The following is an 8,702-nucleotide window of genomic DNA, read 5'->3' on the forward strand; positions in this document are numbered from 1 at the left end:
TTTTATAAATTACGATTCTATAGAGATTGTCGCAATATCGGGACTCGTTACCGAATTTATGAAAAATAACGGAATAAAAGTTTTGGCAAGAGGAATAAGAGACAGCGAAGATTTATATTACGAATTAAAAATGTCAAGAATGAATAAATTATTATATCCCGAAATGGATACGATATTTTTGAATACTTCCGAAAATTACACTCATATAAGTTCTTCTTTAATAAAAGAAATTCTAAAATTTAACGGTCCTATAGACGGATTAGTTCCCGAAATATTGATTGAAGATATAAAATCGAAATTTATAAAAAAATAATAGAAAGAAAAATTATGAAAAATTTTTATTTGGAAAATTACGGCTGTCAAATGAATAAGGCGGATTCAAATAGTTTAATCAATTCTCTGATGCAAGAAGGATTTATTCAAACCGAAGATTATCAAAACGCCGACAATATAATAATAAATACTTGCAGCGTTCGAGCGCATGCCGAAGAGAGAGTTTTTTCGAAAGTCAAACTTTTCAACGCCGAAAGAAAAAAAAATAAAAAAAATACAAAATTAATAATAATGGGATGTATGGCTCAAACTTCAAAAAATATTTTAGAAAATTTAGGAGTCGATAAAATATTCGATGTTTATAACGAAACGAATATTTTAGACTATATGAAAGACGAAGAAGTTTTTATAAAAAAATTCAACGATAATTATATTTTTAATAAATCTTATGTAGATAAAGATAAACCGCATAAAGCTTTTTTGCCAATATCTCATGGATGCAATAATTGGTGTTCCTACTGTATAGTTCCTCATACGAGAGGAAAAATGGTTAGCAGAAAATCGAGCGAAATAATCGAAGAAGTTAAAAGATTAATCGAGTCTGGAGCTAAAGAGATAACTTTACTCGGGCAGAATGTCAATTCTTACGGACTCGATATAGAAAACGAAATTTCATTTACCGATTTACTTTATTTGATTGACAAAACAATCGACAAAACGGTTGGAAATAATAAAATTTGGATTAGATTTTTAACTTCGCATCCTAAAGATTTCGATAAAGATTTGGCGGATGCGATATGGAATTTGAGAAGCGTTGGAAAACATATTCATTTGCCTTTTCAAAGCGGTTCTAATAGAATATTAAAATTAATGAATAGAAAATATGATAAAGAAGAATATATAAAAAAAATTTCTTATTTGAGAGAATATGCGGACGACTTTCCGATTTCAACCGATATAATAGTCGGATACGCTGACGAAACCGAAGAAGAATATAAAGAAACTTTGGATTTGTTAAAAGAAATTGGTTTTGAAGACGCTTATTTATATAAATATTCCGAAAGAGAAGGCTCGATTGCCTATAAGAAAAAAGTTAAATATGACGAAAAAGTTGGTTCTGAAAGATTGAGAGAATTAGTGGATTTTCAAAGAGTTTTGGCTCAAAAATTATTGAATAAACAAGTCGGCAAACGCTCTGAAATTATGATTGACGATACTGCAAAAGACAATATTCATTACCAATGCCGAAGCAAAGAAAATCGATTGATACTCGTAAAAAAAGAAAAAGAATTAAATATGGGCGATATTTACGATTGCGAAATAACGGAAATTAAAAATCATACTTTAATAGGGGAGATTATTTAATGTTTTTCGGAAAATTTAATTATATTTTTTTGTCCACTTTGTTGCCAATACTTATAATTTTATTCGTTTTATCTCGAAAAAAAGCAAATAGAGTTTTGTCCATATTTATAAAAAATTTTAATTTCAAAAAAGATAAATATTATAAAAGAATGTCTAACTTAAAAATATCTTCCGTTTCGTTTTTGATAATTGCCGTAGCGGTTTTAATATTCGCTTTGATGCAGCCCAAATGGGGAATAATGGAACAAAAAATACGAACGGAAAGCTATATGATAACTATACTTTTGGATTTGTCGAAAAGCATGGAAGCGAACGATATATATCCTTCAAGATTGGAAAGAGCGAAATTGGAAATAGAGGATTTTATAAAAAGCGAAGATAATTTATCGGTGGCGCTTGTCGGTTTTGCGGGAACAAGTTTTATAGCCTCTCCTTTCACTCAAGATATGGAAACTTTTACTTATATACTAGATAATTTAAACGCTAATTCCGTAACATTGCAAGGAACGAGAATAGCGGACGCACTGCAAACCGCCAAAAATACTTTCAATATAAATTCGATAAGCAGAAAATCGATAATTCTTATAACGGACGGAGAAGACCATGCGGGATATTTCGATTCGGTATTAAAAGAATTGAAAGACGCCGATATAAGAGTTTATACGGTTGGAATAGGTTCTGAAGAGGGAGCGAGCATAACATCCGATTTGGGAGTTTCGGGAAGGACGGTTATTTCAAAAAGAGATGATGCGATTTTGCGATTAATTTCCGATTCTACGGGAGGCAAAAGTTATCTTTCGGCAAATACTTCGCTTAAAGAAATTTTTGGCGATATAAAAAATAATATGGATTCCGTTTCTTCCATTAGGAACAATAGAAATTATAAAGAGAGATTCCAAATATTCGTTTTTATTTCAATTATTTTAATTATGATTTCGATTATTTTGAATCTGCTTACACAAGTAAAAATAAAGGAGAATAAATCGTTATGATTATAAGAAAAAAATTATTATTTATACTTTTTATATTTTGGACGATTAATTTATATAGTTTTAGTTTAGACGAATTAACTGCAAAATTGGATGTCGATAGAGCGAATAGATTATTCAAAAATGGAAATTACGAAAGCGCAATAACTTTATACGAAAAAGCTTTAAGCAAAGTTACAAATTCTCCTCAAATTTATTACAATATGGGAACTACTATGGCATCGGTTGGCGAAATGGACACTGCGATTCAATTATTCGATATGGCAAAAAATAATTTCAATGAAAAAACGAGCAAATCTATTAAACATTCCACATATTATAATTCGGGAATAGCCAAAATAGAAAACGAAGATTATCAAGGCGCTATTGACGAACTTATTGACGCTTTAGTTCATAATCCAAAAGATGAAAATTCAAAAAGAGCGCTCGAGTATGCGAGAAAAAAATTGGAAGAACAAAAAAATAATAGCGGTCCTTCGAGTCAAAATTCTCCAAATGAAGATGAAGGAGGAGAAGGCGAGGGCGGAAATTCGGGAGATAATTCCGACAATAATAATCAGAATAACGAAGATAATAAAAGCGACAATTCGGATAATAATTCAAACGATGAAAATGAAAATAACGAGAGAGAAAATGAAAAATCGGATATCGACAGATTATTGGAATCTTTGAGGCAATATAGAAAAGACAAAAATAACGAAGAACAATATTACGGCGGAGGAAGAATTGATAAAGATTGGTAAAAATTTCTTATTAAAAATTTTTATATTGATATTCGCATTATCGTTTAATTTTTTATTCGCCCAAACTACGATTACGGCAAAATTATCGGACGAAAAAATAGGAATTGGAGAAATATTTACTTTATCGGTGACAATAGACAATGGAGCGGGAAAAATTACGATTCCAGATATAGACGGACTAATGCTTCGCGGAACTTCAAAAAGCGTAAATATGATGTATTCTTCTGGAAGCTTAAAAACGATTCAAACTTATAACTATAATTATATCGCCGTTAAAGAAGGATTTTATACGATTGATAGAATAACCGTAAAAGCAAACAATAACACATATATTGCAAATCCAGTTTCGATAGAAGTTTTAAGCGATTCGGTTAGAAATTCCACACTTGGAAAACCCGAAGGAGATTCTTTCGAGAGATTTATGAATTATATGAAAGACATTATAGTCAATAACACGATTAATAAAAAAGAAGTTTATATTTACGAACCGATTTATATAGAACAAAAAGCTTACTCGCATGTTCCCGTTAATGTTATAGGAATTTCAAAAATCCCCGACAGAAACGATTTTTTATCTTACGCCGATTCTTCCGAAAGAAATTCTTATACGGAAATAATAGACGGAAAGAGAATAAATGTCATTCCTTTAAAAAAAGAAGTTCTATACGCGGTAAAACGAGGCAAAAAAAATATATTAACTACTCCATTCGTATTTGAAAAAAATAATATGTTTTACGATAGAATTCAATACGGAGAAGAAGAATTTGAAATTAATGTTTTGCCTTTGCCGAGCGCTAAAGGGCATGAAAATTTTTCGGGGGCGGTTGGAGATTTTAAATTTACGGCTAAAATAAATAAAACCAATATTAATATAGGAGACGAAGTTTTAATTTCTATCGAAGTTTCGGGCGAAGGAAATATATCGATTATAAATATGCCGAATATAAACGACAATATAAAAAAATATTTTTCGGTTTATCAACCTAAAATATTTGAGACGAATTGGTTTGAAAATAATAGATTAATTGGGAAAAAAACTAAAGAATATATTTTGGTGGCGACTAATAACGGAGATTATACGATTGAAAATATTGATTTTTGTTATTTTTCGCCAAACGATAAAACTTATAAGAATGTATATTCCGAAAGTATCAATCTTATTATATCGGGCGATTATAATAATTTTTCTTTCGCTCAAAACAATATTCAAAAATTGGATATTACTCCCATCGCCATAAAAAATAATATTATAAAAAATCAAAACGATAAAAATTTTGAATTATTAAATATGAATATAATTTATATATATGTTTTATTAATGATAGCGATTTCGATTATGATTTATAATTTGGAAAAAATAAAAAATTTGAATTTTAAATTTTTGAATAATTTTAATAACGATAATAAAATCTCCGATATAGATGCAATATTGGAATATTATAATAAAAATAATAGAAAAGAATATTGCAAAAGCGTAAACGAATTACTGATAAAAAATATAAATAAAAAATTTAATATCGATTTAAAAGATAACGAAGGTTTATATAAAGAGCTGAAAAATCGAAATATAAACGAAGAAACTATTAAAAATATAAAAGAAATAATCGATTTATGCCAATTTGAATTATATTCGGGAAATTCTATAAATAAAAATGACGATTATCATACGAAAGCGATTAATATTTTAAATGAAATGGAAAATATAAAGTGAAATATATAAAAAAAATTGTTGCCTTATTTTTAATATTTCAATCTTGTTTATTATACGGCGAGATTGATTTCGATAAAATAAATTCAATATTTTCGGATGCAAATAAATTATACGAAGAAGGAAATTTTTTGGAAGCGAATAATTTATACAGAAATATAACTTCTTCAAATATAATTTCAAAAGATTTATATTATAATATAGCCGCCTCTTATGCGGAACTTGGAAGCAACGGATATGCGATTCTTTGGTATGAGAGAGCTTTGAATATATCTCCTTTCGATAAAGAAGTAAAAAATAATATAGAATTATTTAATCCAAATTCTTCGTCAAATCCTATAAAAAATAAATCCGCTTTAATTATAATTTTTTATTTAACTTTATTTTTATTTATTATATTTTTTACAATTTTAATAATTCTATTTATAAAGAAAAGAAAAATATATTACTTATTAATTATACTTTCGGTTTTGTTTATTGTTCCCGCAATAATAAGTTATAATTTAATTAACGCCGATTATTTGATTGTAGTTAGCAGAACGAATTTATATAGAGGCGAAAGCGAAAGAACGGATATAATATCGGTAATCGGAGAAGGCGAAAAATTTAGAATATTGGAAGAATACAGCAATTGGTATTATGTCAAAGGTTCTTTTAAGGGCTGGATGAATAAATCTTTTGCCGAAAAAATATAAATAAAAATCTATAAAATAGTAAAATTAAAGGCATATGCCCGCTGGAAGCGAGTGGAAAACATTAGACAACGGCGAGCATGTGTTAATCAATAGTGAAACGGGCGAGATATTGAGCGGAGCGGGTATAGAGAATTGGAAGAACACGGGGAAAATGACTATTCCGAAGCCATCCGAACCACAGCCGAAACAATCTAATTCAAGTAAAACGATTACAAAAAAAGAATATTTAAGCAATAGTAAAGCTATTAAATATCGTAAAGATTTAATCGAATTTCATAAACGAGAGTTAGAAAGAATACATCCGAACGATAAACTTAATAGGAAAGCGAAAGAGGACGAAATAGCCGAACTTGAAAATGCCGAAGACTATCAAAAGTGGATTAAAGAGAACGAGGAATACGAAAAAGAAAATCCGAAAGTGAACGCAGAGAAAGAAAAAGCGAAAGATAAAACGGAAAATAAAGATAAAGATACGAAAAAGAAAATAACTAAAAATTATAGCATAGCATACGATGACGAGACTATCGAAAAATTAAATAAGTTAGGTAAGAATTGGAAAGACAAGCGAATATATTTCAAAGACTTAAACAACAGTTATTACGATTTGGAAAATCAAAAGTGGGTATGCGATAAGCCAGAGACAACCGAACGAGCTTTAATGATAGCGGGCGAAACGGACACGGAAAAGACGGCAAGGTTTGAAGCAGAAAAACAAGCGAGAGAACGCAGAGAAGAGGAAGAACGACAAGCAAGATTAAAACAATGGGGCGAAGATAAGGAAACGACTAAAAAGATTAAAGAGTTCATTAAGACGTCAGAATTTAGCGATAAAGTATTTAATTCTATGTATAAAGCTGGAATATTTGAAGACTTGAATATTCCAAAAGGCAGTATCAACGCTATTAAAAACGATTTATTTACGGAAGCCGAATTGAACGCATATAAGAATATCGAAAAAGATAAACCGATTACCGATGTGATATTTGACGAGGTTAAACATCAATTAAACGAATTAAATAATATGTATAAGCCGAGTAGCTGGAACGAGTGGGTTTTTGAAAATAAAAAAATACGGTTGACGACTAATGAAGGCGGCGGTGGCGGAAAAGATTATTACGATGACGATTTTGACGATATGATAGCAAATACATTCCCGAAACATGAACAGGCAATGATGCGGGAATATTATCTACAGAAATTTGAAAAAGAACAGGCGGAACACGATAAAGAAAACGGTATAAGTTATATGCCGAAGGAAGAGGCATGGGAAAAATACGGCGAAGAGTTTAACAAATATAAATCGCAAGCGAAAGAAGAAGCTAAAAAGAAAATAAAAGAATACATAAAAAAGAAATTAAATAAAGCGAATAATACAGAAACTAATAATACAAAAACTAATAATACAAAAACTAATAATACAAAAATAACGATTACAAATAAGTCAAAAGACGGTTTGGATAAACTTGAAAGCAAAACAAATGATTTTCTTAAAAGCAATGCGAATAAATTAAAAGAAGAAGTTAAAGAAGAAACAAAAGCAGATGCGAAAATCGATAACAATGTGGCGAAAATCGACAGCGCCGATATTGATATAAAAACCGATGCCGAAATAGATAACGATATAGAATATTTTATAGACAATTTGATAGAATATGCGGACGCTAAAAAGAAGTTTGACGAAAGCAAAATAAATAGAGACGAGGACGGCAAGTTTGCTAAAAAGAACGGTAATAAAGATACTGATAATAAAGATAGTAAAGATAACGATATAAATAATAACGACAATTCCGAAATAACCGAAGACGACCGTGTCAAGTTTATTAGTAATATCGATTATTTAATAAGCGGTAAGAGTATAAGCGATAGTGTTTCCGAAAACCGAGCGGAAGGTATTAAAAAAATTATCGCAAGCGGACGCTTGGGAACGGTTGCGGATATTGATAAAGATATTAAATACAATAAAGAACTTGAAAAAACTGATAAAGACAAGTATAATAAATATAAAGAGTATAAGGAAACGGCAGAGTATAAAGAAAAAATGAAGCAAGCGATTAATCAATTTGAAGGCGATACGAAAGCCACAGCCGAAAAATTATTGCCCGAAAACTTAAAAGCTGGCGAATTGATTTTAGACGATAAATTTGAATATAGTAAAGTTATCGATAAAGATAAAATACAAAAACTTAATCCGATTGAAAAAGCGATAAATTATTTTACTGAAAAATTTACTAATAGAAATAAACAAGGCTTTAAGCAATATCAAAAAGAAATTAAAGATTTGATTAATAAATCAATACCAAAAGAAATATCTTTATATCGATATGAAACCGAACAGGCAGGTAAAAAAAGATATAATTTGAAAGTAGGCGACACTATAGACATGTCGGTTAGGAGTTTTTGCGATAGCGAGAAGGCTTTTGAAAATTGTCGGGCTTTACAATTACGAAATAGAGAACCGAACGAATGCGTAATATATAAAGTGGAAGGAGCAGTTAAGAGTTTGGAAATTCAAAGTCTATCACAATTTACAAGTCAATACGAGCATATAGTGGACGGCGATTTTGAAATAACGGAAATACGAGAGGCTACAAAATTAATGCCGAAAATAATAACTATTAAGGCGAAAGGAATTTGATATGGAGAGATTATTTGACAATATACTTAAAGATATGGATATTGAAGAAGAGGAAAAAATATATTTTGAAGACGGCAATAAAGAAATGACGGATGACGATATTAATCATTATTCGAAGGTTTACGGTTTTGACAGTGAAGAATATACGAGAGACGAAAAAAGATTATTGGCAATAAATCGTATAAATTATTGGACGCACAATTAAAGTAATTTATTCTTAAAGCGCAGGAGCGAAAATGATAACACAAGCGAAAACATTCAAAGACATGACTGAAGCCGAACTATTGGAAGTTA

The 8,702-nt window shown here is 29.9% G+C and carries 7 protein-coding genes and 1 pseudogene; all 8 read left to right on the plus strand.

The genetic code is table 11. From position 1 onward, the window contains the following. Nucleotides 1–313, plus strand: a pseudogene (locus EZH24_RS03905) (pantetheine-phosphate adenylyltransferase); the annotation flags it as partial. A gap of 14 nt (nucleotides 314–327) precedes the next feature. After that, nucleotides 328–1,638, plus strand: coding sequence for a tRNA (N6-isopentenyl adenosine(37)-C2)-methylthiotransferase MiaB (miaB, locus tag EZH24_RS03910; RefSeq protein ID WP_137997820.1), 1,311 nt, complete (start codon nucleotides 328–330; stop codon nucleotides 1,636–1,638). Continuing rightward, the gene (locus EZH24_RS03915; RefSeq protein WP_137997821.1) at nucleotides 1,638–2,630 is read left to right on the plus strand and encodes a vWA domain-containing protein; all 993 of its coding nucleotides are present in this window, start codon (nucleotides 1,638–1,640) and stop codon (nucleotides 2,628–2,630) included. The genes miaB and EZH24_RS03915 overlap by 1 nt, the downstream gene beginning before the upstream one ends. Beyond that, nucleotides 2,627–3,370 carry a tetratricopeptide repeat protein gene (locus EZH24_RS03920; RefSeq protein WP_137997822.1) on the plus strand — a complete coding sequence of 248 codons (744 nt, stop codon included), beginning with the start codon at nucleotides 2,627–2,629 and terminating at the stop codon, nucleotides 3,368–3,370. The genes EZH24_RS03915 and EZH24_RS03920 overlap by 4 nt, the downstream gene beginning before the upstream one ends. Continuing rightward, complete coding sequence (locus EZH24_RS03925; protein WP_236847060.1) at nucleotides 3,354–5,081, plus strand: BatD family protein; 1,728 nt, start codon at nucleotides 3,354–3,356, stop codon at nucleotides 5,079–5,081. The genes EZH24_RS03920 and EZH24_RS03925 overlap by 17 nt, the downstream gene beginning before the upstream one ends. Next, nucleotides 5,078–5,773, plus strand: coding sequence for a tetratricopeptide repeat protein (locus EZH24_RS03930; RefSeq protein ID WP_236847061.1), 696 nt, complete (start codon nucleotides 5,078–5,080; stop codon nucleotides 5,771–5,773). The genes EZH24_RS03925 and EZH24_RS03930 overlap by 4 nt, the downstream gene beginning before the upstream one ends. A 34-nt stretch (nucleotides 5,774–5,807) precedes the next feature. Next, complete coding sequence (locus tag EZH24_RS03935; protein ID WP_137997823.1) at nucleotides 5,808–8,408, plus strand: hypothetical protein; 2,601 nt, start codon at nucleotides 5,808–5,810, stop codon at nucleotides 8,406–8,408. A 1-nt stretch (nucleotide 8,409) separates the two neighbouring features. Further along, complete coding sequence (locus EZH24_RS03940; protein WP_137997824.1) at nucleotides 8,410–8,613, plus strand: hypothetical protein; 204 nt, start codon at nucleotides 8,410–8,412, stop codon at nucleotides 8,611–8,613. The last annotated feature ends 89 nt before the right edge of the window (nucleotides 8,614–8,702 follow it).

The sequence above is a fragment of the Brachyspira catarrhinii genome (assembly GCF_005518285.1).
GTDB classification, from domain to species: domain Bacteria; phylum Spirochaetota; class Brachyspiria; order Brachyspirales; family Brachyspiraceae; genus Brachyspira; species Brachyspira catarrhinii.